This is a genomic window from Nocardia sp. CA-128927 (assembly GCF_050955855.1).
Taxonomy (GTDB): domain Bacteria; phylum Actinomycetota; class Actinomycetes; order Mycobacteriales; family Mycobacteriaceae; genus Nocardia.
Genome location: NZ_CP192087.1, coordinates 971,929 through 995,063, shown reverse-complemented (window position 1 = coordinate 995,063; position 23,135 = coordinate 971,929). Strand labels below are relative to the sequence as shown.

The following is a 23,135-nucleotide window of genomic DNA, read 5'->3' as shown; positions in this document are numbered from 1 at the left end:
AGTTTTACGGTCGTCCGGTGACGAACCCTTCCGCTCCACCACCGCCGCGCGACGCCGATCCCTCGTCGACCGGGGGTGGGCAGCGCAAGCCGGGTGACTGGTTGCTACAGCTCGCGCTCGGCCTGTTCGCGCTGGGATTGCTGGCGATCATCGCGATCTTTCTGATCCCGGTGCTCTCCGATGGATCGCCGGGGCTGTGGCTCTACTTCGCCGCGCTGCTCGCACCGCTCGGGTTCCTGATCGCGGTGGTTTTCGCGCTGCGTTCAGGTCGGCGCTCGCGCTGATCGGCCCAGTGGTCGCGGTGATCTGACCTGGCGTTCGGCAGTTATCTGACCAAAAGGTCGCCGATGCGCTGCGAACGGGTTACCCGTGTCTGTCGTTACCAAATCCAGGTTGTGATCCTCGTCACATAACGGAGAGGTCACGGGCCGGTGACGGCCCGGCGCTGGTCCGAGCGCACCGCTTCTAGCTGCAAAGAAGGGTCGACCGCCGGGCCGAGACCGCACCGAGACCGGCTCGTACACGCCGGTTACCAAATGGTGATTTTTCCCGGCGATCGTCGTACGGTTCTTAGCGAGCCGGGACAACCGGCACACACCGGCCCGCCGCACCGAACCTCGCCCCGCGGGACACCGGAAACCCGACGGAAACGTAGGGGCGAGGGCGGGCATGACGACCTCTCAGTCCAGCCCATACCGATGACCTCGTAGGTGCGTCGAGAGGAAGACGAACCCGATATGAGTGGACGCCATCGCAAGCCAAGCTCCACCGGTCGCACGGTAGCCAAGGTTGCCGTGACCGGTGCGATCATGGGCACCGCAGGTGTGGCCCTCGCTGGCACTGCCAGCGCGGCACCCGACTCCGACTGGGATCGCCTCGCGCAGTGTGAGGCCGGCGGTAACTGGGGCATCAATACCGGCAACGGTTTCGAAGGTGGACTGCAGTTCTCCCCGAGCACCTGGCGGGCCCACGGCGGCGGCGAGTACGCGGCCAGCGCCAACCAGGCCTCCCGCGAGCAGCAGATCGCCGTCGCCGAGAAGGTGCTCGCCTCCCAAGGCTGGGGCGCCTGGCCGAGCTGCTCCTCCAACCTGGGCCTGAGCAGCGCGCCCACCCAGCGCACTGCCCCCACCACCAACGAAACCCCGCGCTGGAACCCCGCACCCGCGCCGCAGGCCGCCCAGGCCGCGCCGGACAGCACCCAGCAGGTCTTCACGGCCGTCGACCGCGCACTCGAGGTCGTGCAGAACCAGGGCGTCCAGGTTCCCAAGGAAGCCTTCGACTTCTTCAACGCAGCCAAGGCGAGCAACACCAAGCTCGATCCCGCCATCGTGAACTTCTACGAGGCGAACAAGGGTCTGCTCCCCTCCTGATCAACCGCGAATAAGGCCCCGCATCCTCGGATGCGGGGCCTTATTCGTTTCTTCGGACTTCTCCGTCCGGAAATCAGCGGTTGATGACCGTGTTCGGGTGCATGTAAGGCAGCTGATCTGCCGGGAGCGGAAACTCGGTGTCCTCACCGTACGGCGAGAGCCCACCGGAACGGGTCGACGAGAGTTCGGTGACGGCGTGGTCACCTTCGGCGACCTTCGGCCAGCCTTTGTCGACATAAGGTTTCTTCGATTTGTTCACCACGTCCCCATTCTGGCATGCGCGGCCCCCTGAGCAACTTTGCCGCTGCCATAAAGGCGGCCCTGTCTCCGCACGGCGGTATGCGGGCTGCGTCTATTAGGCTGAAGGATCGGATTGCGACGCAACGACTGATCTCGGGAGCACATGGGTAACCCTCCCCCGCCTCTCCGCGCCTTCAGGCCAGACCTAGGTGGTGCACCGGCAGCGTTGGCGGTCGGCGGTAAGACAGTGACAAGTCAGCCGGTACCCCACGAGTTACCCATGTGCCTCCGAAATCAGTCGTCACGGCGTTCTTCGACCTGCTCACGGCTCCGCAGCGGCATGCGTTCCGCCGAGACCGTACGCTGGATCGGATGACCGCGACCTCCCTTGCCGGATGGCTCGGTGCACGCAGTGATGCCCAGTTGGTAACGCTGCTCGAACTCCGGCCTGATCTGGCTGTGCCGCTGCCCTCCTCGATGGCTGTGCTGGCCGCGCGCGCAGAGCAGCGTGCTTCTGTGCTGCGCGCCACCGATGACCTGGACACACTCGATTTCGCGATCCTGGAAACCCTTGCCGTGCACGGGGTGACCCGCACCGAAAGCAATGGCGCCCCGCTGACCCGCGCCGAGTTGCACGTGCAGCTGAGAGAACGCGTGCCGACCCCCGCGATCGACGCCGCGATCGAACGACTGACCGCCCGCGCACTGGTCTGGACCAGCGACGATGGGCTGCACCTGATCACCGCCGCAGTCGAGGCGTTGCCCTGGCCGATCGGCAGCACCACCGAGATCCCCGACTCGCTCACCGAACCCGAGGTCCGCGACGCGCTGCCCGAGCTCACCTCGGCCGCCCGAGCGCTGCTGGACAAGCTGGCCACCACCGGCCCACGCGGACGCACCAGGGACGCCGCGCCAGGCACCCCGGCCGACCGCCCGATCCAGCAGCTACTTGCCCGCAGGCTGTTGAATCGGATCGACGACGAGACGGTGGAGCTGCCCGTCACCGTCGGTCAGGTGCTGCGCAACGAGCCGGTGACGCACCCGCACGCGCTGACGCCACCCACCCCGAAGCCGAAGAAACAGACCTCCGCCGACGTGAACGCCGTCGCCGCAGGCGAAGTGGGCGAACTACTCCGGCACTGCACCGCGATCCTGGACAGCCTCGGTCAGGCGCCCGCACCCGCCTTGCGCGCCGGCGGACTCGGCGTCCGGGAGCTCCGCCGCATCGCCAAACAGACCGGTGTCGACGAGCCGCGAGCGGGTTTGCTGGTCGAACTGCTGGCGGCCGCGCGACTGATCGAAAAGGGTTTGCCGGACCCGCCGCCGGAGGTCGATTCGACCGACGATTACTGGGCGCCGACCCCCGCCGTCGACGCCTGGCTGGAGGCCCCGCTGGCCCGGCGCTGGGCCGCGCTGGCCATCGCGTGGCTCGAATTGGACCGGATGCCCTGGATGATCGGCCTGCGCGACGCCAACGACAAACCACTCGCGGCCCTCTCGCTGGAGCTGCGTACCCCGCACGCGCCACGCGACCGGCACGCCATCCTCGGCCTGCTCGCCGAGTATCCGTCCGGCAACGCGCTCACCCCCGCCGATATCGGCCGCGTGCTCGCCTGGCGACAACCGCGCTGGCGCAGGCACTTTCGGCTGGCGGCGGTGGAACAGACCCTGGCCGAGGCCGCCGCGCTCGGCTTCGTCGGCCGCGGCGCGCTCGGCTCACCGGCCCGCGCGCTGCTGCACGGCACGCCGACCAGCGTCGCCGATGCCGAGGCCGCGATGGAATCGGCATTGCCCGCGCCGGTCGATCACGTGCTGGTCCAAGCGGACCTGACGGTGATCGCTCCCGGCCCGCTCACCGCGGATCTACAGCAGCGAATCGAGCTGGTCGCCGACATCGAATCCGCCGGTGCGGCAACGGTTTACCGAGTCGGCGAGACATCGGTGCGGCGCGCGCTCGACGCCGGACTCACCGCGGCCGAAATGCACGCGCTGTTCACCAAGCACTCGCGAACCCCGATTCCGCAGGCGCTGACCTACCTGATCGATGACGTCGCCCGGCGGCACGGGCAGCTGCGCGCCGGAATGGCACAGTCGTTCCTGCGCAGCGACGACCCGGCGTTGCTCGCCCAGGTGCTCGCCGCACCGGTCGCGGGGACGCTGGCGCTGCGGGCCATCGCGCCCACGGTGGCGATCGCCCAGGCGCCGCTCGGCGAGGTGCTCGAGCAACTCCGCGCGGCCGGTTTCGCACCGGCGGGCGAGGATTCGGCGGGCATCATCGTGGATCTGCGGCAGCGGGGCGCCCGGATCTCCGCCCGGCCCAATGCCAGGCCGCCGTGGCGGCCGACGCCGCCGAGCACCGAACAGCTGGAACTACTCGTCACCGAACTCCGCGCGGCCGAACGCGCCACCAGCGCCCGCTCCGGACAGTCGGTGCGGATGGACGGCACCCGCACCAATACCGCGGCGACCCTGGCCCTGCTGCAACTGGCGGCGCGGGTGCGGCGCTCGGTGAATATCGGCTACGTCGACGCGTCCGGAGTCGCGACGCAGCGCGTGGTGGAACCGCTCAAGGTCGGCAACGGCCAGCTCGACGCGCTGGACCCGGTGACCGGCGCGATCCGGCACTTCACGCTGCACCGGATCGCGTCCGTCGCCCTGCTGGAATGATCAGGCCTTGGGCTTGGCCAGGCAGAAGGTGGTCTTCGGGGCCTCGGAGATGAGGCGGAAGCTGTCCGCGTCGGTCCCGCACAGCAGCTCGTCGGCCTCGCCGTCGATCCGCTTCACCACCTTGAAACTGGCCTCGGTGGAAGTGCAATCCACGTTCTTGACCCCGGCGGTGCTGCTCTCGCTGTAGCAGCTGCCCTGCTTGAAGTTGGGCGCCAGGCACAGGAAGGCGCTGCTACCGTCCGCGAGGCTCGCCTGGTAGCCGGAGTAGTCCGTCGCGCAGTCGACCTTCTTGTCGGAACTCTGCGCGATCTTGTAGACGGCCTTCTCCGACGAGCAGTCGACCGTCTCGGTCTTGGCATCGGCCGAGGCACCCTTGACGATGCAGTCGCCGACCTTGGCCGAACCGGACTTGCTGTCATCCTTGGCCGACGAACAGCCGACCACCGTGACGATCACCGCCGCCATCGCTACGAGGGCAAGCACCACGCGTGCCAGCAGCCTCGCTCCTGGAAACTTCACCTGAAAACCTCTCTCACCGAACACATTCACGCCGCTCGCGAACGCGGTGAGGATACCCGGACGCCGAGTGCGACCGCATCGGCGCTACGGGTGATATCGAACTACGGGGGTGCGGCGGACTACCAGGTTCCCCACATGCCGAGCAACGCGTACCCGAGGATGCTCGGAAGCAGACGGCCGAGCAATTGGAATCCAAAAGAGTTCACTAGCAATGCCTTTCGCGTACTACCCATAACGTGGACATTCGTCCAACTTGTGGATTCTGTCGCTTCGACGGACCGAGACGTTACGCTTGGCCAGTATGACGCTGGACGACGTTGCCCGCGACTTGTACGGACTCGCTCCGAGCGAGTTCGTCGCTGCCCGCACGGCCCAGGTCGAACAGGCCAAGGAAGCGGGCGACAAGGCGCTCGCCACCGCCATCGGCAAACTGCGCAAACCGACCGTCACCGCGTGGACGGTGAATCTGCTGGCCCGCGAGGCGCCCGAGGACGTCGAAGCCCTGCTCCAACTGGGTGCGGCACTGCGCTCGGCACAGCGGAAACTGTCCGGCAGCGAGCTGCGCGAACTCACCGGGCAGCGGCAGCAGGCGGTCAACGCGCTGGCGAAGAAGGCGGGAGCGCTGGCCGCCGAGCACGACCGTCCGGTGAGCGAGACCGTGCTGCGCGAGATCGGGCAGACATTGAACGCGGCACTGGCCGATCCGGATGTCGCCGAGCAGGTGCATGCCGGAACGTTGACGACCGCCGCGACCTACGAGGGGTTCGGCCCCGCTGGTCCCGGCCTGGTCGCGGTGGACGATGCGCCAGCCGAGCCTGCCGACGACACGGCGGAGGACAATCCGCGCCAAGAGCTGGACGAAGCGCTGGAAGCGCTCGAATCCGCCCGCGCGGCAAGGGATTCAGCGCACGAGGACGCCGAGGGCGCGGCGGATCAGCTGGGCGACATCGACTCCCGGATCGCCGAACTGAAGGAAGCCCTCGCCCAGGCCGAACAGGAGCGGCAGTTCAGTCGCACGGCCGAACGCGCGGCGCAGGATCAGCTGCGTTCAGCCCAAAAGCAACTCGATCGAGCCGAACGCTGGGTGGAACGCGCACGCGAGCGCGTCGACGGCGAGTGACGAGATACGCCCGCTACCATGGGTTTCCGGTCAGCCGCGCAGGCCGCCGGGAAAGAGGTACTCGTCCGCGGGCTGGGTGGTGCGGTTGAGCCAGGCGTCGAAGAAGCCGGTCAGATCCGTCGGCGACTTGGACTGGACGAAGGTGCGGAACTCCGGCATGGACGCGTTCCCGTACACATGGGCCGCGTTGAAATCCCGTACCGCCGCGAAGAACACGCCGTCACCGAGCTGCCTGCGCAGCGCGTGCAGGAACAGCGGACCGCGGTAGTAGACGGCCGTGAATTCCTTTCCGGCACCAGGGTTTTCCAGCGGGATATCCCAGAACTCGTTGTTGCCCTGGTACTTCTGGATGGTCTGCCGGTACTCCGCGTCGACGTCCTTGCCTTCCTTCTGCTCCGGCCACAGGTAATCGGCGGTGTAGCTGGCGAAGCATTCGTTCAGGCAGACGTCGGACCACTGCCGCACCGACACCGAATCGCCCCACCACTGGTGGGTGATCTCGTGCACCGCGGTCGGCAGGTCCGTCCACGGCGCGTAGATCGGGCGGGTCTGGGTTTCCAGCGAGAACAGGATGTCGGCGTCCACGTAGATGCCGCCCGACGACTCGAACGGGTAAGGGCCGTAGAGGCTTTCGATGAAGTCGAGGATCTCCGGCAGTCGCTGCTCGGTCTCCCGGTTCCGTTCCGCCTGCGGGGCGAAGGCGCTGATCAGCGGGGTGCCGTTGGCGCGCCGCTGCTCCAGGAAACTGAACTTGTCGATCGCGACGGTGGTCAGATAACCGAGCACCGGCTGACGCGCCTCCCAGCTGACCGTCCGCCGCTCGCCCTGCACCGCGTCCTGGGTGCGCAGGCCGTTGGAGACGACCTCCCATTCCGCGGGGACGGTCGCGTGCAGCGCGAAGGTGGCCTTGTCCAGCGGGGTGTCGTTGAGCGGGTACCAGGTGGTCGCGGAGTGCGGCTCGCCCGCGGCGAACGCGCCACCGCTCGGCGCGTACGTCCAGCCCTCGCCCTCGGTGTTCGCTGCGATGCCCGCGTAATCCACGGTCACCGTGAACGGAAGTCCGGGCAGCAGCGGCAGCAGCGGTGTCACGGTGAGTTCGTGCTCGCCGTTGCGGTTGAACGCGGCGGGCTGATTGTTCACCGACACCGTCCGCACGTCGGGCCCGGCGAAGTCCAGGTTGAACGCGCGCAGCGCCTGGGTCGAGACGGCGTCGATGCGGGTCGTCCCGGTGAGCTGGTGGCTCGGCGGGTCGTAGTCGATGGTGACGTCGTAGTGGCGGGCGTCGTAGCCGCCGTTACCGTCCTCGGGGTAGTACGGGTCGCCTAGTCCGGACGATCCGGTGAACGGATCGGGCGGCGGGTCGGCGGCCGCGGGCCCCGTTGCGGTGACGAGCGCGCCGACCATCGCGGCACATACCCAGCCGGACAACCTCATTCGACAACCACCCCTTTTCGCCCCCCACGTTTCGGTACGGCCGTACCGACCTCGCTAGATGCTAGTCGGTTCAGTCCGTGGTTCCGGTCAACGCCACCGAAGCGCCGAGGCCCACGATCATCATCCCGCCTGCCCCGCCGACCGCCTCCAGCCTGCGCGGCGAGCCGGCGAACCAGCTGCGCGCCGACGACGCGAGCAGCGCCCACGCGCTATCCGAAATCAGCGCGACGGCCAGGAAGATCGAGCCGAGAATCAGGAATTGCAGCGGCAGCGACCCGGCGGCGGGATCGGCGAAGTGCGGCAGGATCGCCGCGAAGAAGATGATCGCCTTCGGGTTGGTCACCCCGACGATGACGCTCTGGCGCAACACCTTCGAGTCCGGCACCACATCGACCTTGGCACCCAGCGCGTCGAGCAGCGACTTACGTTCGCGAATCGCCTGAACGCCGATGTACATCAGATACAGCGCGCCGGCGAACTTGATCACGGTGAGCGCGAGCGACGAGGCCATCAGCAGCGTGCCGAGCCCCACCGCGACGAGCAGCAGCGCAACGAACACGCCCATGCAGTGCCCGGCCACCGATAGCAGCGCCGCCCGCCGGCCGAGCGTGAGCGCGCGCCCGATGGTGAACAGAACCCCAGGTCCGGGGACGATGATGAGGACGGTGGCCGCCGCGAGAAACGCCAGCAGGTTGGACATCGGAACCATCTTCGGAGTCTAAGCGGCGGCGCAACCCGAAATAGGCGATTGTTCCGGCATCAGGAACCGAGATCGTCCGGCAGCTGGTGCGGATCGAGCAGCAGACGCTTGGCCGGCGCGCGCCTGACCTTGTCGGTGAGCGCGAGATTGTCGGTGAGCAAACGCCATTCGGCATCGCTGATCGCCGCGCGGGCGCGCGCGATGACCTCTTCGTCGGTAGTGCCCCAGGCGATCGGCATGGCGCTGACCGACTGCCAGCGCTCGCCGACCTGCCGCGGCGCCCGGTCGGTGCGCACCGCGACCGAGGGCACCCGCTCCCCCGCGGCCATCTCGTGCCCCGGCAGCGCGCGGACCCGGCGGATCACCAGCGCGTAGCGCGGATCGGCGGCGTCCGGCTTGGCCACGTCGACCAGGGCGAGCAGCACCACGCTGGCCGGATAGGTCTCCGAGACCACCGCGGGCACCAGCTCACCGTCGGTGTACAGCTTGTCGATGCTGGCGTGCCGCGCGGTCCAGAAGGCCACCCACAGCGCCACCACCGCGCCGAGGATGAACGCGATGGTGAGCAGATAGGCCCACGGGTGGTCCAGATAGATCAGATATGCCGCGCCTGCGGTCGCGATGACCGCCGCGGCAATCGCCCCTATACGTAGTCGACGCTGGTCGGCGAAGACTTCGTTGACCGCGCGGGCATGCTTGCGGTCGACCGGGAATTCGAAGCGTCGCACGTCCCTATTCCTAGCACATTTTGCGGAGAAGGTGCCTCCACTTATCCGATGGGCGGACCGAGCAGGTCGTCGGCGTCCATGATGCGGTAGGCATACCCCTGTTCGGCCAGAAAACGCTGGCGATGTGCGGCATATTCCGCGTCGAGAGTGTCCCGGGCCACCACCGAATAGAAATGGGCTTGGCCGCCATCATGTTTCGGCCGCAGCAGCCTGCCGAGGCGTTGAGCCTCCTCCTGGCGGGAGCCGAAGGTACCCGAAACCTGTACCGCGACAGACGCTTCCGGCAGGTCGATGGAGAAGTTCGCCACCTTGCTCACCACCAGCACCGGGATCTCGCCCTGCCGGAACGCCTCGAAGAGTTCTTCGCGCTCTTTGGTTTTCGTCGAACCCTGGATGATCGGGGCGTTCAGCGCGGCACCCAGCTCGTCCAGCTGGTCGAGGTAGGCGCCGATCACCAGGGTCGGCGCGTCGGCATGCTTGGCCAGGATCGACTGCACCACGGGAATCTTCGTGCGTGCGGTCGAGCACAGCTTGTAGCGCTCCTCCGGCTCGGCGGTCGCGTAGGACATCCGCTCGGCGTCGGTGAGCGTCACCCGCACCTCGATGCACTCGGCGGGCGCGATCCAGCCCTGCGCCTCGATGTCCTTCCACGGCGCGTCGTAGCGTTTCGGGCCGATCAGCGAGAACACATCGCCCTCGCGGCCGTCCTCACGGACCAGGGTCGCGGTCAGGCCGAGGCGGCGGCGCGACTGTAGGTCGGCGGTCATCCGGAAGACCGGCGCGGGCAGCAGGTGCACCTCGTCGTAGATGACCAAGCCCCAGTCGCGGCTGTCGAACAGCTCGAGATGCTTGTATTCGCCCTTGGTGCGGCGGGTGATCACCTGGTAGGTCGCGATGGTGACCGGGCGGATCTCCTTGCGCTCGCCGGAGTACTCGCCGATCTCCTCCTCGGTCAGCGAGGTGCGCGCCAGCAGCTCGCGCCGCCACTGCCGACCCGCGACGGTGTTGGTGACCAGGATCAGCGTGGTCGCCTTGGCCTTCGCCATCGCGGCGGCGCCGACCATCGTCTTGCCAGCACCACACGGCAGCACCACCACGCCGGATCCGCCCGCCCAGAACGAGTCGGCGGCCATCTGCTGATAGTCGCGCAGGTGCCACTTGTCGTCGGTGTAGTCCAGTTCGATCGGGTGCGCTTCGCCGTCGACGTAGCCGGCCAGGTCCTCGGCGGGCCAGCCGATCTTCAGCAGCATCTGCTTGATCCGGCCGCGCTCGGAGCCGTGCACGACCACCGTGTCGTCGTCGAGCCTGGTCCCGAACATCGGCGCGAGCTTCTTGTGCCGCAGCACCTCCTCGAGCACCGCGCGGTCCAGGCTGACCAGCACCAGCCCGTGCGCCGGATGCTTGACCAGCTGCAACCGCCCGTAGCGCGCCATCGTGTCGACGATGTCGACCAGCAACGGCTGCGGCACCGCATAACGCGAGAAGCTGACCAGCGCGTCGACCACCTGCTCGGCGTCGTGCCCCGCCGCCCGCGCGTTCCACAGCGCCAGCGGCGTCACCCGATAGGTATGCACGTGCTCGGGCGCCCGCTCCAACTCGGCGAACGGCGCGATCGCCTGCCGCGCCGCGTCGGCCAACTCGTGGTCGACCTCCAACAGCAGCGTCTTGTCGCTCTGCACAATCAGCGGACCGTCCGTCACAGCCCCTCCTCGCATCGATTCCGGACCATTCTCCCTGAGACCCCCGACAGCCCGGCACGGCCGGTCCCCTGACCACGACGATTACCACCCGTCGAGGGGCCGATCGAGGTGCGACTCAGCGCGGTTCGGGGGCTCGCTGGAGGGCGTGGTCGAACTCGGCGGGCCAGTCGAGCGCGGGGCCCGGCGGGTCGCTGGGCAGGCGGGCGGCCAGCCAGTGGTCGCGGCGGCGGCCGCGTTGCAGGCTGCCACGGCGGGCCATGCCTTCGTAGTGGAAACCGGCGCGGCGGGCCACGGCGGCGGACGGATAGTTGCCGACGAAGGCGCGCCAGCTGACGCGTTGCAGGGCCAGGCCGGTGGGGCGGAAGGCGTAGTCGCAGACCAGGTTTACCGCCTGGGTCATCAGGCCGCGGGAGCGTTCGCTCGGGGCCAGCCAGAAGCCGATCTCGGCGGACGACTCGTCGCGTTCGCCGAGGCCGATCATGCCGACCACGCTGCCGCCCTCGTGCAGGCGCAGCGCCCAGGTCGGACTGCGGCCCGCCCAGCCGGGACGGACGATGTCGTCGACGAAGGTCTGGGCGTTGTCGCGGGTGTAGGGCACCGGAATGGTCACCCACTCCCCGATGGACGGATGCTGGCAACACTCGGTGATGGCATCGATGTCCGTCGCGGTGGGGATCGACAGCCAGACCGTTCCGTTCGACAGCGCGCGTGCGTCCATCGAGTCATGTTGTCACGAATCGCCCGGCCCGAGCATCGGCTTTACCGCGCGTCCGTCGGCGGCACCGCGGTAAACCGGCGGTCCGGGAGATCGTAGAATCTCCCTGATGGTTGCCGCTCTGCTTGCCGGATTGTTCGAATCACATCGAGCGCATCTGCTCTCGGTCGCGTATCGGCTGACGGGCAGCGTCGGCGACGCCGAGGACGCGGTGCAGGAGAGCTGGCTGCGGCTGGCCGGCGCCCACCAGTCCGAGATCGATGATCCGCGCGCCTGGTTGACCACGGTGGTGAGCCGAATCTGCCTGGACCGCTTGCGCAGTGCCGCGGTGCGCCGGGAAAGCTATGTGGGGCAATGGCTGCCGGAGCCGGTGGTGACCGGTCGCACGCCGTCGAGCACGCCGGATCCGCTGGAGACGGTGGTCCGCAAGCAGGAGTACCGCCTCGCGGCCATGGTGGTGCTGGACAGCCTGACGCCGCCGCAGCGGGTGGCTTTCGTACTGCACGACGGACTTTCGGTGCCGTTCGACGAGATCGCCGAGATCCTCGACGTGTCGGCCGAGGCCGCGCGACAGCTCGCGGTCCGGGCCCGCAAGGCCGTGGCGGACACGCCGCCACCGGTGCCCGATGCCGAGCACGAGGTCGCGGTGCAGCGCTTCCTGACCGCGCTGCGTTCCGGTGACGTGGCCGCGGTTACCGCTGCGCTGCACCCGGATTCGGTGGTGATCGGCGATGCCGACGGCACCACGTCCACCGCGGTGAACGTCCTGCGCGGTGCGGATCGGATCGCGCGTTTCTACTTGGGGCTGGTGCGTAAGTACGGACTGGACGGCGCTGATGTGGACCCGGCTTACAACTACGAATTCGCCTCGGTCAATGGACAATTGGGCTTGGTGGTCACCGCCGGATACGGGCATCCGCCCCGGGTAATGGGTTTCACCATCCGCGACGGACTGGTCTGGGGCACTTATGATCTCGCTAATCCGGCCAAGCTGACCGGCATTCGGCTGGGCTGAGCCCGCCGGGCCTGTTCGCCATCCCATGGCCCGACGGGCCCCGCTATCAGGGTGTGGCCGAGCCGGAGAACCAGTTGCCGGTCGAGGAACCGGCGCCGGGATTACCCGTCGAGGAACCGAGGCCCCAATCCGGGGTAGAGGAGCCGAAGCCCGAGATGAATTCCTGCATGACGTGTCGTAGCAAACCGAGTGCGGATCCGGCGACCTCCGACGTGGCCGGATTCACAACAAGGTCGAGAACTGAGGCCATGAATGCCCCTTTCGAGATACCCGCAGATGCGGAACTGTGAGGTAGAACACGGCGAGGATAGCTGTCGCTGGGAAACTGCACAACCATGCAGGTAGAAGCCTCAAAACAGAAGTGAAGCATAGCTATTCGCTATTGAATAGCAACAATGGCGAATGCTGAGCTAGTCTCCGGATATGCCTCCGCAACCCGCTACCGTTGCTCGCCTGCGCCCCTTTGCCTCCACGATCTTCGCGGAGATGACCGAGCTGGCCGTTCGATTCGACGCGGTCAACTTAGGCCAAGGATTCCCGGACGCCGACGGCCCTGCGGCGATGCTCGAGGTCGCCCGGCAGGCCATCGCCGACGGCCTCAACCAGTACCCGCCGGGGCGCGGCATGCCGGTGCTGCGGCGCGCCATCGCCGACGACCGGGCTCGCCGCTACGGCACCCACTACGACCCCGACACCCAGGTGCTGGTGACCGTCGGGGCGACCGAGGCGATCGCCGCCGCCATCCTCGGCCTGGTCGAGCCGGGCTCCGAGGTGGTGCTGATCGAGCCGTACTACGACTCTTACGCTGCCGCAGTAGCTTTGGCGGGTGCGCAGCGGCGCACCGCGCGCCTGGTCGCCGGCGGCGATGGCTTCGTACTCGACCTGGACAGCCTGCGCGCCGCGATCACCCCGGCAACGCGGATGCTGGTCGTCAATTTCCCGCACAACCCGACCGGCACCGTGCTCGGCCGCGCAGACCTGGAAGCGATCGCCGAAATCGCCTGCGAGCACGACATTCTGGTGCTCACCGACGAGGTGTACGAGCACCTCGTCTACGACGGCACCGAGCACATCAGCCTGGCCACCCTGCCCGGCATGGCCGAGCGCACCGTCGTGGTGTCCAGTGCGGCAAAGACATTCAACGTCACCGGCTGGAAGATCGGCTGGGCCTGTGGGCCTGCCGAGTTGATCAACAGTGTGCTCGCCGCCAAGCAGTTCATGACCTTCGTCGGCGGCGGGCCGTTCCAGCCCGCGGTCGCGCACGCGCTCAATCACGAGCTCGACTGGGTGGCGGGATTGCGGGATACGTTGTCCGACAGACGACTTCGGCTTTCCGCTGCACTCGCCGATACGGGGCTCGGGGTGAAGTCCAGTTCGGGCGGCTATTTCGTGTGCGCTGACATCACCCCGCTCGGCGCGACCGACGGCCTGGCCTTCTGCCGGGAACTGCCCAAGCGGCTCGGCATCGCCGCCGTCCCGGTCAGCGTCTTCGCCGACGATGCCGCGGCGTGGAGCCACCTGGTGCGCTTCACCTTCTGCAAACGAGACGAGACCCTCGACGAAGGCGTGCGCAGGCTCCGCGCGGGCGCGCGATCAGCCTGAGCCGCGGGAAACTCGGCGGGAAACCTTGCCATACCTTGTCAGGTTTCGCTGACAAGGTATGGCTCATGGCTACCCAATACTTCACCGCAACCAGCCTCGATGGCTACATCGCCGACGAGAACAACTCGCTCAGCTGGCTGTTCGAGGTCGACGACGACGGCTCCGCCGAGAGCAACATCGCCGAATTCCTCGAGCACGTCGGCGCGATGTGTATGGGCGCGACCACCTACGAATGGATCATGGCCAACGATCCGCCGGAGAACTGGGCCAAGACCTACGGCGACATCCCGTGCTGGGTCTTCACCCATCGCACGCTGCCCGCCATCCCCGGCGCCAACCTGCGTTTCGTGTCGGGTGCGGTCGAGCCGGTGCACCGGGAGATGGCGGAAGCCGCTGGCGAGCAGCACATCTGGATCATCGGTGGCGGCGAGCTGGCGGGGCTGTTCGCCGACGCCGGACTGCTCGACGAGATCATCGCGGGTGTCGCTCCGGTGACGTTGGGGGCTGGTGCGCCGGTGCTGCCGCGCCGAATTCCGGCCGCACGGATGAAGCTCGTCGAAGTCTCGCAGATGGGTCAGTTCGCGCAGCTGCGCTATCAGCTGGCGCACTAGCCGGTCGCCCGCTGATCTCTCGCGTACCGCGGGAGATCAGGACGGGTGCGGCAGTGTCGGGTCGGCAGGCGGCCTGGTGCGCGGATACCGACGGGCTTGCGGCGCATGCCATCCGAAGCGCAGCGCGAGCAGGCGAAAGGTGACCGCGCCGAGCGCGGCCAGTGCACCGGTCCAGGCCTGGTAGACGCCAAAATGCAGCAGCGCCGCCGTGGTGACGGCACCGAGCAGTGGGGGCACCGCGTAGATCTGGTCGGGCCGAAGCACATTCGGCGTCTGGCCGCCGAGCAGATCTCGGATCACGCCGCCGCCGATCGCGGTGACCAGGCCGAGCAACGCCGCCGACGGCGCGCCGAGCCCGTGCGAGTAGGCGATGACCGTCCCTGTCACGCAGAACAATCCGAGTCCGAAGGCGTCGGCGACCTCGAGCGGCCCTCGGGTCAGCCGCCGGGACGGATGCCAGAAGAAGATCACCGCCGCGGCGAGCACGGCGGTCCACAGATAGCTGAGATCGACGAACGCGGCGGGCGGTGTCCGGCCGATCAGCAGATCCCGGATGATGCCGCCGCCGAGCGCGGTGGCACACGCGAGCACCACGATGCCGAAGATGTCGAAATCGCGCCGCACGGCGAGCAGCGCGCCCGAACTCGCGAACGCGAACACCCCGAACAACTCCCCCGCATGCTGCGCCGCCGCACCGAAATCCACCATGCCGCTCACCGTGTCACATCACGCCACGCGCTCCCCGCCGACAGGCCCCGCGCGTGGCGCGCGACGTCAGGCCGGGGTGGGGCGGGCGCGGTCGGTGGCGACGAGGACCGCGATGGTGCCGAGCATGGTGCCCATGAAGTAGCGCTGGGCGCGCAGCCAGAGGGGTCGGCCGGTGAGGAAGGTCGAGATGCCCGCCGCGCCGAGCACGATCATCGCGTCGATGCTGAGCCCCACCGCGATCTGCACCGAGCCGAGGACCAGGCTCTGCAACCAGACCTGCCCGTGGTCGGGCACCACGAACTGCGGGATCAGCGCCATGTACAGGATCGCGATCTTCGGATTCAGCAGGTTCGTCAGAAACCCCATCATGAACAGCTTCCGCGACGGATCCTCCGGCAGCGTCGTCGGCTCGAAAACCGAAGTGCCGCCGGGCCGCAGCGCCTGCCAGGCCAACCAGAGCAGGTACACCGCACCGGCCAGCTTCACCGCCATATACAACCCGGGCACCACCGCGAACACCGCGGTGATCCCCACGGTGGCCGCGATCAGATACACCCCGAACCCGGCCGCGACACCGCCGAGCGACACCAACCCGGCGCGCCGCCCCTGCGACACGGTCCGGGAAACCAAATACATCATGTTCGGCCCCGGCGTCAGAACCAATCCCAACGCCACGGCCGCAACTCCGAGAACTGCCGCCATTTCGATCACGCTGTCGATCCTCGCCGACCCGTGCCACCGGCGTCTCGGTCCACTTCGAGGTTGCTGGTCCGGTGCTCCTGCCCCGAACCGGCATTCAGCTTCCCGCCCGGATCAACCGCGCGGGAAGCCGTCCGTCCTTCAGGGATTGCGGCGCCGCTCGACCGCGTCGGCCAGCCGATCGAGCTGGGTTGCGGTGGTGTCCCAATCGAGGCAGGCGTCGGTGATGGACTGGCCGTAGGTGAGCTCATCGGCGTGACCGAGGGTGAGATCCTGCCGACCGGCGACGAGGAAGCTCTCCAGCATCACGCCGACCACACCGCGCTCGCCCGCGGCGAGCCGACCCGCGATATCGGTGACCACGTCGACCTGCTTGTTGTGGTCCTTGTTGCTGTTGCCATGACTGGCATCAACGACCAAACGCTGTGCGAGCCCGGCCTTCTCCAGTCGTACGCACGCCTCGGCGACCGACGCCGCGTCGTAGTTCGTGCCGGAGGTGCCACCGCGCAGGATGACGTGGCAGTCGGGGTTGCCGGTGGTGCGGATCAGTGCGGCGCGGCCGTCCAGGTCGGTGCCGGGGAACACGTGGCTGGCCGCGGCGGCGCGGACTCCGTCGACGGCCACCTGCACGTCGCCGTCGGTGCCGTTCTTGATGCCGACCGGCATGGACAGCGCGCTGCTCAGCTGGCGGTGCACCTGGCTGGCCGCGGTGCGGGCGCCGATCGCGCCGTAGGAGACCAGGTCCGCGATGTACTGCGGGGTGATCGGGTCGAGGAACTCGCACGCCACCGGCAGGCCGAGGCCGGTGATGTCGGCCAGCAGCTTGCGGCCGAAGCCGAGGCCGGTGTTGACGTCGAAGGAGCCGTCCAGGTGCGGATCGTTGATCAGCCCCTTCCAGCCCAGGGTGGTGCGCGGCTTCTCGAAGTACACCCGCATCACCACGTGCAGCCGGTCGTCGAGCTCGGCGGCCTTGGTGGCCAGGCGGCGCGCGTAGTCGAGGGCGGCGGCGGGATCGTGCACCGAGCACGGGCCGACGATCACCATCAGGCGATCGTCGGCACCGTTCAGCACATCGACAGTAGCCGCGCGGCCCCTGCGCACCGTGTTCGCGAGCGCGTCGGTGATCGGGTGCACCTGGCGTACTTCGGCGGGCGAGCGCAGCGGGCTCACGCTCAACGTGCGTTGGTCGTCCAGATCGGAATGCCGTGGATCGACGTCAACAGCGGTAGTCATGTGGGTTCCTTTTCTTCGGCCGACCCACGGACGCGAAACCCCGTCGAGCCGGTCTGTCCGGCTCGGGGTGGAATGTCGTCAGCGCAAGTGGTTGCCGCAGACTGGCCCACCCAGGGCCAGCTTGCTAAACCAGAAATAGACGCGCTGCACGTCAGGGACTGTACCAGGCAGCGATCGACGGTTGGATCGACCGTGCCGCATGCCACACGCTCAACCTCAGCCCCACTGACCGGGCTCGTAGTCGCCCGCCGGGGTGCGCGCGATGACGTTCATCCGGTTCCAGGCGTTGATCATCGCGATGGCGGCGATCAGGGCGGCGGACTGGTCCTCGTCGTAGTGCTTGCGCACGTCCTGCCACACCTCGTCGCTGACGCCGCGGCCGTCGGCGATCCGGGTGGCCTCCTCGGTCAGCGCGAGCGCGGCCCGCTCGGCCTCGGTGAACACGGTGGCCTCGCGCCAGGCGGCGACCAGGTTGAGCCGCACCGAGGTCTCGCCGTTGTGCGTGGCGTCCTTGGTGTGCATGTCGGTGCAGTAGCCACAGCCGTTGATCTGGCTGGCGCGGATCTTGATCAGCTCGTGGGTGGCGGCAGGCAGCGTGGAGTCGTTGATGATCCGGGCCGCGTTGTTGAGGCGCTTGGTGAAGCTGCCGGTGACCGGGTTGGTGAAGAGGTTGATGCGGGCGTCCATGATGTGCCTTCCGTCGTGGTTGTGCTGCGTCTTCACAGAGAGGACGACACGGGTCGGCGATGTGTGACATTGATGGGGTCGGTGGCCTGAGTCACTCCTCATTCCGATCCATCGTCCCAGCTCAGGGCGCGGCGTGTCCACGGCCGACGTCCCCAGGCGCAAGTAGTGTCCGTCAGCTATGGACACGTTGATCTTCGGCGGGCTGCTCGCGGCCCTGGTCGTGCTGTACCGGCAGCGCTCCCGGCGCGCGGTGCTCGGCGCCTGGTGGGTGCTGCTGCTCGCCACGGTCCTGCTGCTCGCGCATCACATCACCGGCGGTCTCGGCCTCGGGTTGACCTACTGATGGCCACCACGACCGTGCCCGACCGGACCACGGGAACCGTTGTGGGACAACTGCAGTACTGGCTGGCCGTGGTTTTCGTGATCGGCTGGACCGGCGTGATCTGCGGCGGTCTCGCCGTGCAGTTCATCGGCCGGGAGTATCCGTGTCCGATGTGCATGGTGCAGCGCATGTTCATGGCGTTGGCCGCGCTGGGCGCCGCGGTCATCGTCCGCAAGGGCATGACGAGGACGGTCGCCGCGCGCGACTACGCGATGGGCTGGGGCCTGGCCGTGGTCGGCTGTGTGGCAGGCGGATTCGCGTCCTGGCGGCAGACCATGCTGCACATCCTGCCCGGCGACCCCGGCTACGGCGAGCCCGTGCTCGGGCTGCACCTGTATGTCTGGGCGTGGATCCTGTTCGTCGCGGCGATCGCGACCGTCGGTGCGGTGCTGGCGTTTTCACACAGCACCGCGGCGGGGACGATCCCGGCTACACCGAATCGGTTGGTGGGACTGGTCGCGCTGTGGTTCCTAGGCATTGTGCTGGCGATCAACCTGGTGATGATCTTCCTGCTGGAAGGCTTCCACTGGTTCCTGCCGGACGATCCGAGTCGATACCAGTTGTTCTACGACCTGCACATCCTGAGCTGACGCGCGGCGGTTACTTCGTGAGGTCGTAGGTGACGCCGGTCAGCTTCTCCGACAGCTCCCACAGCCCACGGGCCACAGCCTCGTCCCGCGACGCCTTGGACGAACCCGAGCGGCCCGGGTAGCCGCGCAGGCCACGCCAGCCGGTCGGCCCGTAGTAGCGGCCGGGCTCGACTTCCGTCGTCGCGGCGTAAAGCGTTGGCAACGCGCCCATCTCGGCACTCTGCGCGAGCAGCAGGTTACCGAGCCGCATCACCGCGTCCTGGATCGACTCGGTGTGCGACATCAGCTCGGTCGCGGCGTAACCCGGGTGCGCGGCGACCGAGATCTTCGGCGAGCCCGCCGCGGTCAGCCTGCGGTGCAGCTCGTAGGCGAACATCAGGTTTGCCAGCTTCGCCTGCCCGTAGGCGGGCCAGCGCTGATACTTGCGCCGCTCCCAGTTGAGGTCGTCCAGGTCGATCTTGCCGATGATGTGCGCCCCGCTGGCGACGGTGACGATCCGCTCCGAAATCTTTTCCAGCAGTAAGCCGGTCAGCGCGAAGTGGCCGAGATGGTTTGTGCCGACCTGCATTTCGAAGCCGTCGGCGGTCCGCAGCTCCGGCAGCGCCATCACCCCGGCATTGTTGATCAGCACATCGGCCCGATCCGTCGCCTCGGCGAACTCCCGCACCGACGCCAGATCCGCGAGATCCAGCTTCCGCACCACCGCGCGATCGCCGAACGGCGCGGCCACCTGCTCCGCCTTGGCCACGTTCCGACAGGCGAGCACTACCTGTGCCCCGGCCCCGGCCAGCGCCCGCACGGTGGCCGCCCCCAGCCCGCTGTTCGCGCCGGTCACGATGAACGTGCGGCCGGTCTGATCGGGCATCTTCGAGGTATCCCACCTGCTCATGCCGGGGAGTCTAAACCGAGACGTCGCGTCACACCTGGGCCAGCACCTCGTCGTCGCTCATCGACGCAATCTCCAGATAGAGCGCCGCCACGCCGGGCAGCCGATCGGGCGTGCCGAGCTCGATTTCCCTGGCCGAGAGCCGCTGCGCGAGGTCGGCGACGGTGCGGCCGATCAGGATGTCCGCCACCAGTGCATGCTCGACGTCGAGCCATTCGCGCACGCGTGCGATGGCCGTGGTGGCCAGCACCGAATCGCCACCCGCGGCGAAGAAGTCGTCGTGTACGCCGATCCGGTCGACGCCGAGCACCTCCGCGACGATCGCGGCCAGCGCGGCCTCGAGCGGGCCGCTCGGCTCCGCGTCCCGTACTTCGGTGGCGGCCGGTTCGAGCAGGGCAAACACGGCGCGGCGGTCCAGTTTTCCGTTGTCGGTCAGCGGCATTCGGTCGAGGATCTCGATGCGCGTCGGAATCATGTAGCCAGGCAACAGGTCCGATACCGCCGCGACGATCTCGGCGGCGGTGCCGGTCGCGCCGGCGACCGCGGCGACGAGTTTCCGTGCGCCGCCACCGACCACCGCGGCGACCGCGTGCCGGACACCGGGGGCGGTGCGCAGCCCGCTCTCCACCTCACCGAGTTCCACTCGATAGCCGCGGATCTGCACCTGATGGTCGGCGCGGCCGAGGAATTCGATGGTGCCGTCCGGCCAGTACCGCGCCATGTCACCGGTCCGATACCAGCGGATGTCGTTGTGCAGGACGAAGCGTTCGGCGGTTCGCTCCGGATCGTTGCGGTAACCGGCGGCGACATTCGCACCGCCAACCCAGAACTCACCGGGGACCCAATCGGGGCAGTCGCGACCGGACGCGTTGACCACCCGGCAACGCACGTTGCGCAGCGGTACGCCGAAAGGCACGGTCGCCCAATGCGCGGGCGGGTCGGCGACCTCGCAAATGGTGTTGTGTATCGAGGTTTCGGTCGCGCCGCCGAGTCCGGCGAATCGGCAGCCGGGCACCTGCCGGGCCAGCCTGCGCGCCAGGTCGGCGCCGACCCAGTCGCCGCCGAGGGTCACCGCGCGCAGTGAATCACCGAGTTGGTCGCCGCCGACCTCCAGGATCATGTCCAGCATGCTCGGCACGCAGTTGAGGATCGAAACCCGATGGTGGCGAAGCAGTTCCACCCAGGTGGTGGCCTCGGCGCGCTGCTCGGCGGCCAGTGTGACCACTGCGCCGCCCACCGCGAACATGCCGAACATGTCGTAGACCGAGGCGTCGAATTCCAGCGCGGACAGTCCGAGCACCCGGTCGCTCGCGCCGACCTCGAACCAGATGTTCACCGCGTCGATGGTGTTCATCGCACCGCTGTGCGGCACGTCGACCCCCTTCGGCACGCCGGTGGAACCGGAGGTGAACAGCACGTAGGCGATCGCGTCGGGATCGGGAAATACCGGTTCCGGCAGCGGATTCGGATGGCTTCGCGCCGCCGACAGCGGTAGGCAGGTGACGTCGGCGTTGCCCATGTCCGCGCCGTCGACGGTGAGTGCGGCGACCACATCGCCGGTGCGCAGGATCTCCGCGCGCCGCCCGACGGGCTGGTCGAATCCGATCGGGACGTAGGCGGCACCGGCGGCCAGCACACCGAGCACGGCCAGGATCTGATCGGGGCCCTTCGGTAGTTGCACCGCCACCGTCTGTCCGGGGCGAACCCCGTTGTCCCGCAACGCACCCGCCACCGCGAGGGCCTGCGTGGCCAGTTCCCGGTAGCTCCAGCCGCCGTCGACGCCGTCGAACTGCCACAGCACCGCGGGCGCATCGGGCGTGGTTCCGGCGTGCTGGAACAGGCCCTCGTGCAGCACCCGGCCGCTCACCGGTCCGTCCGTGGCGTTCACCGCGGCGCGCACCGACGCCTGCGAAACCGGCAGCCGCACCGCGGCTTCGGCATCCCAACCGGCCGCGCCCGCGCCGAGCCGGTCGATCGCGTGGGTGTAGCTGGCGAACATCGCGTCGATCATCCCGGCGGGGAACGCCGATTCCCGGACATCCCAGTTGAGTAGCAGCCCGCCGCGCACCTCGGTGACCTGGGCGTCCAGCAGCACCTGCGGGCCCTGCGAGATGATCCAGACCGGCTCGCCGAAGGTCTCGGTCACCGACGCGGCGAACAGCTCGCCCAGGTTGAGCGCGCTCGTGTAGACGATCGGCGCGAGCACCGGCTCGCCGCGCTGACGTCCGAGGTCGCGCAGCACCTCCAAGCCGGAATAGGTGGTGTGCGCGCCACTTTCGTGCATGGCGCGCTGCAATGCCTTGGCCCGCTCCGCGACCGTCACGTCCGCGCTGACATCCACCTCGAGCATGATCGACGAGGTGAAATCGCCGATCACCCGATCCACCTCGGGGTGCACCGGTTCCCGATGGAACAGCGGCACATTCAGCAGGAACCGGCTCTGCGCCGACCACCCGCCGATGGTCTCGGCGAACACCGCGGCCAATGCCATCGCGGGCGTGATGCCGCGGGCATGCGCCGCGGCGAGCAGGCGATCCTTCGCTTCCGGCGCGAGCCAATGGTCGTATCGGACGGTCCGGTGTGGGTCGGTGCGTTCGCTGACCGGAATCGTCGGCAGCTCAGGCGCTCCGGGTAGTTCGGGCAGGCGCTGCTGCCACCACTGCCGGTCCCGCTCTCGCGCGGCGGTGTCCGCGGTGCGCTCGGTGCGGTAGCGCCGGTAGCTGTAGTCCTGCGGCGGCAGGGTCGCGCCGTGGTACAGCTCGGCGAGGTCGGCGATCAGCACGCGGTAGCTCATCGCGTCACCGGCCAGCATGTCGACGTCGAGGTGCAGGCGAGTGCGCTCGTCGGCGACCAGGGTCAGCGTCACATCCAGGACTTGGCCGTCCTCGATGGCCAGCCGCTGGTGGGTCTTGGTGTCGCGCAGGCGGGTCAGTTCCGCCTCGGCGGCGTCGCCGGAGTGTCCGCGCAGGTCGACCACCGAGAAGACCTGGCGCCCCGGGGCGGCCATCGTCTGCTGGGTGCCGTCCGGCAGAAACCTCGTTCGTAGCATCGGATGTGCCGCGACAAGCTCGTCGACGGCCCGCGCTAGCCTCTCCGGAACTACTGCGGCGCCGTCGAATTCGACGTAGAGGTGGGCCGCCACACCGCCGATATCCTGCTCGTCGGAGCGGCCGATCCAGTAGGCGTGCTGCATCGTCGCCAGCGGGAACGGATCGGATTCGTCGCCGGACGCCGTTGGCGGATCAGGGATTTCGGCATCGATCGCGGCGTTGCCGTCGTCGGCACCGAGCAGGCGCGCCCATTCCGCGACCGTCGGCGCCGCCGCGAGCTGGGCGAAGTTCACGTCGACCCCGCGCTTGCGCCAACCACCGGCCAGCTTCATGGTGCGGATGGAGTCCAGGCCCAGCTGGATGAGGTCGGCGTCGTCGTCGATCGAGTCGGCGAGCACGTCGAGGTGGTCGGCGATGGCGGCGCGGATATCCGCGCGATCGATCATCGGCGCTGCGCTTTCCGTACTGTCCGCCCCGGC

Annotated in this window: 23 protein-coding genes; 9 read left to right on the top strand and 14 right to left on the bottom strand. The window is 68.3% G+C overall.

Annotation, left to right across the window (positions count from 1 at the left end):
- Positions 1 to 17 precede the first annotated feature (17 nt).
- A complete protein-coding gene (locus ACQPW1_RS04870; protein WP_433661567.1) occupies positions 18 to 284 on the top strand; it encodes a hypothetical protein in 267 nt (88 codons plus the stop codon).
- A gap of 453 nt (positions 285 to 737) precedes the next feature.
- A complete protein-coding gene (locus ACQPW1_RS04865; protein WP_433661566.1) occupies positions 738 to 1,370 on the top strand; it encodes a resuscitation-promoting factor Rpf1 domain-containing protein in 633 nt (210 codons plus the stop codon).
- A 73-nt stretch (positions 1,371 to 1,443) separates the two neighbouring features.
- Here ACQPW1_RS04865 and ACQPW1_RS04860 read toward each other — a convergent pair whose 3' ends face one another.
- Positions 1,444 to 1,632 carry a hypothetical protein gene (locus ACQPW1_RS04860; RefSeq protein ID WP_433661565.1) on the bottom strand — a complete coding sequence of 63 codons (189 nt, stop codon included), beginning with the start codon at positions 1,630 to 1,632 and terminating at the stop codon, positions 1,444 to 1,446.
- A gap of 350 nt (positions 1,633 to 1,982) precedes the next feature.
- On the opposite strand from ACQPW1_RS04860, the gene ACQPW1_RS04855 reads away from it, so the two are divergent.
- Complete coding sequence (locus tag ACQPW1_RS04855; protein WP_433661564.1) at positions 1,983 to 4,277, top strand: helicase-associated domain-containing protein; 2,295 nt, start codon at positions 1,983 to 1,985, stop codon at positions 4,275 to 4,277.
- Here ACQPW1_RS04855 and ACQPW1_RS04850 read toward each other — a convergent pair whose 3' ends face one another.
- Entirely contained in the window at positions 4,278 to 4,796 is a 519-nt protein-coding gene (locus tag ACQPW1_RS04850; RefSeq protein ID WP_433661563.1) for an LppU/SCO3897 family protein, read from the bottom strand.
- Positions 4,797 to 5,097: 301 nt separating this feature from the next.
- On the opposite strand from ACQPW1_RS04850, the gene ACQPW1_RS04845 reads away from it, so the two are divergent.
- Positions 5,098 to 5,916 carry a hypothetical protein gene (locus ACQPW1_RS04845; protein ID WP_433661562.1) on the top strand — a complete coding sequence of 273 codons (819 nt, stop codon included), beginning with the start codon at positions 5,098 to 5,100 and terminating at the stop codon, positions 5,914 to 5,916.
- A 30-nt stretch (positions 5,917 to 5,946) separates the two neighbouring features.
- Here ACQPW1_RS04845 and ACQPW1_RS04840 read toward each other — a convergent pair whose 3' ends face one another.
- The 5 genes from ACQPW1_RS04840 to ACQPW1_RS04820 all read right to left on the bottom strand — a co-directional run bounded on the left by ACQPW1_RS04840 (position 5,947) and on the right by ACQPW1_RS04820 (position 11,196).
- The gene (locus tag ACQPW1_RS04840; protein WP_433661561.1) at positions 5,947 to 7,350 is read right to left on the bottom strand and encodes a M1 family metallopeptidase; all 1,404 of its coding nucleotides are present in this window, start codon (positions 7,348 to 7,350) and stop codon (positions 5,947 to 5,949) included.
- Positions 7,351 to 7,420: 70 nt separating this feature from the next.
- Entirely contained in the window at positions 7,421 to 8,059 is a 639-nt protein-coding gene (locus tag ACQPW1_RS04835) for a LysE family translocator (protein ID WP_433661560.1), read from the bottom strand.
- 50 nt (positions 8,060 to 8,109) lie between these two features.
- A complete protein-coding gene (locus tag ACQPW1_RS04830) occupies positions 8,110 to 8,778 on the bottom strand; it encodes a DUF3239 domain-containing protein (protein ID WP_433661559.1) in 669 nt (222 codons plus the stop codon).
- A 41-nt stretch (positions 8,779 to 8,819) separates the two neighbouring features.
- Positions 8,820 to 10,478, bottom strand: a complete 1,659-nt coding sequence (locus ACQPW1_RS04825) for a DNA repair helicase XPB (RefSeq protein WP_433661558.1) — start codon at positions 10,476 to 10,478, stop codon at positions 8,820 to 8,822.
- A 115-nt stretch (positions 10,479 to 10,593) separates the two neighbouring features.
- Positions 10,594 to 11,196 (bottom strand): GNAT family N-acetyltransferase, encoded by a 603-nt coding sequence (locus ACQPW1_RS04820; protein ID WP_433661557.1) that lies wholly within the window; start codon positions 11,194 to 11,196, stop codon positions 10,594 to 10,596.
- A 106-nt stretch (positions 11,197 to 11,302) separates the two neighbouring features.
- On the opposite strand from ACQPW1_RS04820, the gene ACQPW1_RS04815 reads away from it, so the two are divergent.
- On the top strand, positions 11,303 to 12,208 hold the full coding sequence (locus tag ACQPW1_RS04815) for a sigma-70 family RNA polymerase sigma factor (RefSeq protein ID WP_433661556.1): 906 nt from the start codon (positions 11,303 to 11,305) through the stop codon (positions 12,206 to 12,208).
- Positions 12,209 to 12,254: 46 nt separating this feature from the next.
- On the opposite strand, the gene ACQPW1_RS04810 is transcribed toward ACQPW1_RS04815, so the two are convergent.
- The gene (locus ACQPW1_RS04810; RefSeq protein ID WP_433661555.1) at positions 12,255 to 12,458 is read right to left on the bottom strand and encodes a hypothetical protein; all 204 of its coding nucleotides are present in this window, start codon (positions 12,456 to 12,458) and stop codon (positions 12,255 to 12,257) included.
- Positions 12,459 to 12,631: 173 nt separating this feature from the next.
- Between ACQPW1_RS04810 and ACQPW1_RS04805 the strand changes: the two genes are divergently transcribed.
- Both ACQPW1_RS04805 and ACQPW1_RS04800 read left to right on the top strand, forming a co-directional pair.
- A complete protein-coding gene (locus ACQPW1_RS04805; RefSeq protein WP_433661554.1) occupies positions 12,632 to 13,810 on the top strand; it encodes a pyridoxal phosphate-dependent aminotransferase in 1,179 nt (392 codons plus the stop codon).
- Positions 13,811 to 13,875: 65 nt separating this feature from the next.
- Positions 13,876 to 14,421, top strand: a complete 546-nt coding sequence (locus ACQPW1_RS04800; RefSeq protein WP_433661553.1) for a dihydrofolate reductase family protein — start codon at positions 13,876 to 13,878, stop codon at positions 14,419 to 14,421.
- A gap of 36 nt (positions 14,422 to 14,457) precedes the next feature.
- Here ACQPW1_RS04800 and ACQPW1_RS04795 read toward each other — a convergent pair whose 3' ends face one another.
- The 4 genes from ACQPW1_RS04795 to ACQPW1_RS04780 form a co-directional block, all read right to left on the bottom strand.
- The gene (locus tag ACQPW1_RS04795) at positions 14,458 to 15,129 is read right to left on the bottom strand and encodes a trimeric intracellular cation channel family protein (RefSeq protein ID WP_433661552.1); all 672 of its coding nucleotides are present in this window, start codon (positions 15,127 to 15,129) and stop codon (positions 14,458 to 14,460) included.
- A gap of 66 nt (positions 15,130 to 15,195) precedes the next feature.
- The gene (locus ACQPW1_RS04790; RefSeq protein WP_433661551.1) at positions 15,196 to 15,840 is read right to left on the bottom strand and encodes a LysE family translocator; all 645 of its coding nucleotides are present in this window, start codon (positions 15,838 to 15,840) and stop codon (positions 15,196 to 15,198) included.
- 129 nt (positions 15,841 to 15,969) lie between these two features.
- Positions 15,970 to 17,061 carry a 3-deoxy-7-phosphoheptulonate synthase gene (locus ACQPW1_RS04785; RefSeq protein ID WP_433661550.1) on the bottom strand — a complete coding sequence of 364 codons (1,092 nt, stop codon included), beginning with the start codon at positions 17,059 to 17,061 and terminating at the stop codon, positions 15,970 to 15,972.
- A 216-nt stretch (positions 17,062 to 17,277) separates the two neighbouring features.
- The gene (locus ACQPW1_RS04780; RefSeq protein ID WP_433665144.1) at positions 17,278 to 17,748 is read right to left on the bottom strand and encodes a carboxymuconolactone decarboxylase family protein; all 471 of its coding nucleotides are present in this window, start codon (positions 17,746 to 17,748) and stop codon (positions 17,278 to 17,280) included.
- A gap of 178 nt (positions 17,749 to 17,926) precedes the next feature.
- Here ACQPW1_RS04780 and ACQPW1_RS04775 point away from each other — a divergent pair, with 178 nt between their 5' ends.
- Complete coding sequence (locus tag ACQPW1_RS04775) at positions 17,927 to 18,091, top strand: DUF5993 family protein (protein ID WP_433661549.1); 165 nt, start codon at positions 17,927 to 17,929, stop codon at positions 18,089 to 18,091.
- Positions 18,091 to 18,720: a disulfide bond formation protein B gene (locus ACQPW1_RS04770; RefSeq protein WP_433661548.1), complete on the top strand. Its 630-nt coding sequence runs from the start codon at positions 18,091 to 18,093 to the stop codon at positions 18,718 to 18,720. The genes ACQPW1_RS04775 and ACQPW1_RS04770 overlap by 1 nt, the downstream gene beginning before the upstream one ends.
- Positions 18,721 to 18,730: 10 nt before the next feature.
- Here ACQPW1_RS04770 and ACQPW1_RS04765 read toward each other — a convergent pair whose 3' ends face one another.
- Both ACQPW1_RS04765 and ACQPW1_RS04760 read right to left on the bottom strand, forming a co-directional pair.
- On the bottom strand, positions 18,731 to 19,609 hold the full coding sequence (locus ACQPW1_RS04765; RefSeq protein WP_433661547.1) for an oxidoreductase: 879 nt from the start codon (positions 19,607 to 19,609) through the stop codon (positions 18,731 to 18,733).
- 28 nt (positions 19,610 to 19,637) lie between these two features.
- The gene (locus tag ACQPW1_RS04760; RefSeq protein WP_433661546.1) at positions 19,638 to 23,102 is read right to left on the bottom strand and encodes an amino acid adenylation domain-containing protein; all 3,465 of its coding nucleotides are present in this window, start codon (positions 23,100 to 23,102) and stop codon (positions 19,638 to 19,640) included.
- Between the last annotated feature and the right edge of the window lie 33 nt (positions 23,103 to 23,135).

Coding starts and splice junctions, on each gene's coding strand:
- ACQPW1_RS04810 (WP_433661555.1), bottom strand. CDS start 12,458: ATGGCCTCAGTTCTCGACCTTGTTGTGAATCCGGCCACGTCGGAGGTC.
- ACQPW1_RS04865 (WP_433661566.1), top strand. CDS start 738: ATGAGTGGACGCCATCGCAAGCCAAGCTCCACCGGTCGCACGGTAGCC.
- ACQPW1_RS04795 (WP_433661552.1), bottom strand. CDS start 15,129: ATGGTGGATTTCGGTGCGGCGGCGCAGCATGCGGGGGAGTTGTTCGGG.
- ACQPW1_RS04855 (WP_433661564.1), top strand. CDS start 1,983: ATGACCGCGACCTCCCTTGCCGGATGGCTCGGTGCACGCAGTGATGCC.
- ACQPW1_RS04785 (WP_433661550.1), bottom strand. CDS start 17,061: ATGACTACCGCTGTTGACGTCGATCCACGGCATTCCGATCTGGACGAC.
- ACQPW1_RS04760 (WP_433661546.1), bottom strand. CDS start 23,102: ATGATCGATCGCGCGGATATCCGCGCCGCCATCGCCGACCACCTCGAC.
- ACQPW1_RS04815 (WP_433661556.1), top strand. CDS start 11,303: ATGGTTGCCGCTCTGCTTGCCGGATTGTTCGAATCACATCGAGCGCAT.
- ACQPW1_RS04765 (WP_433661547.1), bottom strand. CDS start 19,609: ATGAGCAGGTGGGATACCTCGAAGATGCCCGATCAGACCGGCCGCACG.
- ACQPW1_RS04835 (WP_433661560.1), bottom strand. CDS start 8,059: ATGGTTCCGATGTCCAACCTGCTGGCGTTTCTCGCGGCGGCCACCGTC.
- ACQPW1_RS04800 (WP_433661553.1), top strand. CDS start 13,876: ATGGCTACCCAATACTTCACCGCAACCAGCCTCGATGGCTACATCGCC.
- ACQPW1_RS04820 (WP_433661557.1), bottom strand. CDS start 11,196: ATGGACGCACGCGCGCTGTCGAACGGAACGGTCTGGCTGTCGATCCCC.
- ACQPW1_RS04775 (WP_433661549.1), top strand. CDS start 17,927: ATGGACACGTTGATCTTCGGCGGGCTGCTCGCGGCCCTGGTCGTGCTG.
- ACQPW1_RS04770 (WP_433661548.1), top strand. CDS start 18,091: ATGGCCACCACGACCGTGCCCGACCGGACCACGGGAACCGTTGTGGGA.
- ACQPW1_RS04845 (WP_433661562.1), top strand. CDS start 5,098: ATGACGCTGGACGACGTTGCCCGCGACTTGTACGGACTCGCTCCGAGC.
- ACQPW1_RS04840 (WP_433661561.1), bottom strand. CDS start 7,350: ATGAGGTTGTCCGGCTGGGTATGTGCCGCGATGGTCGGCGCGCTCGTC.
- ACQPW1_RS04780 (WP_433665144.1), bottom strand. CDS start 17,748: ATGGACGCCCGCATCAACCTCTTCACCAACCCGGTCACCGGCAGCTTC.
- ACQPW1_RS04805 (WP_433661554.1), top strand. CDS start 12,632: ATGCCTCCGCAACCCGCTACCGTTGCTCGCCTGCGCCCCTTTGCCTCC.